This window comes from Mesorhizobium sp. M7A.F.Ca.ET.027.03.2.1, from assembly GCF_003999175.1.
Classification (GTDB): domain Bacteria; phylum Pseudomonadota; class Alphaproteobacteria; order Rhizobiales; family Rhizobiaceae; genus Mesorhizobium.
Genome location: NZ_RZOM01001316.1, coordinates 1 through 1,423, shown reverse-complemented (window position 1 = coordinate 1,423; position 1,423 = coordinate 1). Strand labels below are relative to the sequence as shown.

Annotated in this window: 2 protein-coding genes; both read left to right on the top strand. The window is 60.8% G+C overall.

Annotation, left to right across the window (positions count from 1 at the left end; genetic code table 11):
- Positions 1 to 744: PQQ-binding-like beta-propeller repeat protein (locus EN750_RS34200; RefSeq protein WP_145968195.1), on the top strand; the 744-nt coding region annotated here is incomplete at its 5' end.
- Positions 745 to 920: 176 nt separating this feature from the next.
- On the top strand, positions 921 to 1,423 hold a 503-nt coding region (locus EN750_RS34195), incomplete at its 3' end, for a c-type cytochrome, methanol metabolism-related (RefSeq protein WP_127399268.1).

The following is a 1,423-nucleotide window of genomic DNA, read 5'->3' as shown; positions in this document are numbered from 1 at the left end:
ATGGACCCAAAGAGCGATCAGTATGGCCGCCCGCAGGTCGTGGCGAAATATTCGACCCAGCAAAACGGCGAAGACACCAACTCGACCGGCATCTGCCCGGCCGCGCTTGGAACGAAGGACCAGCAGCCGGCGGCCTATTCGCCGAAGACCGGGCTGTTCTATGTCCCGACCAACCATGTCTGCATGGACTATGAGCCTTACAAGGTAAGCTACACCGCCGGTCAGCCCTATGTTGGCGCCACCGTGTCGATGTACCCGGCCCCTGGCGGCGACGGCAGCATGGGCAACTTCATTGCCTGGGATGCGGCCAAGGGCGAGATCGTCTGGTCGAAGCCCGAGCAGTTCTCGGTGTGGTCGGGCGCTCTGGCGACAGATGGCGACGTCGTCTTCTACGGCACGCTCGAAGGCTACATCAAGGCGGTCGATAAGGACGGCAAGGAACTCTACAAGTTCAAGACCCCGTCCGGCATCATCGGCAACATCACGACCTACGAGCAGGGCGGCAAGCAGTACATCGCCGTTCTGTCGGGTGTTGGCGGCTGGGCAGGTATTGGCCTGGCAGGCGGCCTGCTTTCGCCTGACAACGCCGCTGCCTGGCATGGCGCCGTCGATCAGGGCCGTGCCCAAGGCGATGAGGCCGCCGTCGTTGGCACCGCTGGTCTTGGTGCCGTCGGTGGCTACGCGGCACTTGCCGACTACACGACGCTGGGCGGTCAGCTCACCGTCTTCGGTCTCCCGGATTGATGCGCTGGGAACCTTGAGAACGCCTCAGGTCTTGTGAGACCAAAGGCTTGAAGAACGAGAGCCCGGATCATCCGGAAGCCATGGCCGGGCTCTCGATTCGGTTACGCACCCAAAACACCGATCAATGCCGGTCGCGCCAGCAAAACCGTGTCCATTGGCAAATGAAGGAAGTTTGAATGTCCGTTCGCATTGTAATTTCGGCTTTGGTCCTGGCTCTGCTGCCTCTGGCAAGCTCAGGCGTCGCCCAGGCCGACGACAGCATGGAAAAAGCCAAGGCGGTGAAGGAAGAAGGCGGCAAGTATTTGGATGCGGATGGAAATCCGACCTACAAGATCGAAAACGGAACCGTCGATTGGTACACGTTCAGCGGCTACCGCCGGTATCACTCCGATTGCCATGTCTGCCACGGACAGGATGCAACAGGTTCGAGCTATGCGCCGGCTTTGGTCAACAGCCTGAAAAACATGGATTACGGCACGTTCCTCTCGATCGTCGCCGAAGGCCGCAAGAATGTCGGCGGCGGCAAGGAAAACGTCATGCCTGCCTTTGGCGACAACAAGAATGTCTATTGCTACATGGACGACCTCTACATCTACCTGCGCGCGCGCGCAGATGGCGCGGCGCCCCGCGGACGGCCGCCCAAGCACGAAGACAAGGCCCAGGCGGCGAAGGATGCCGA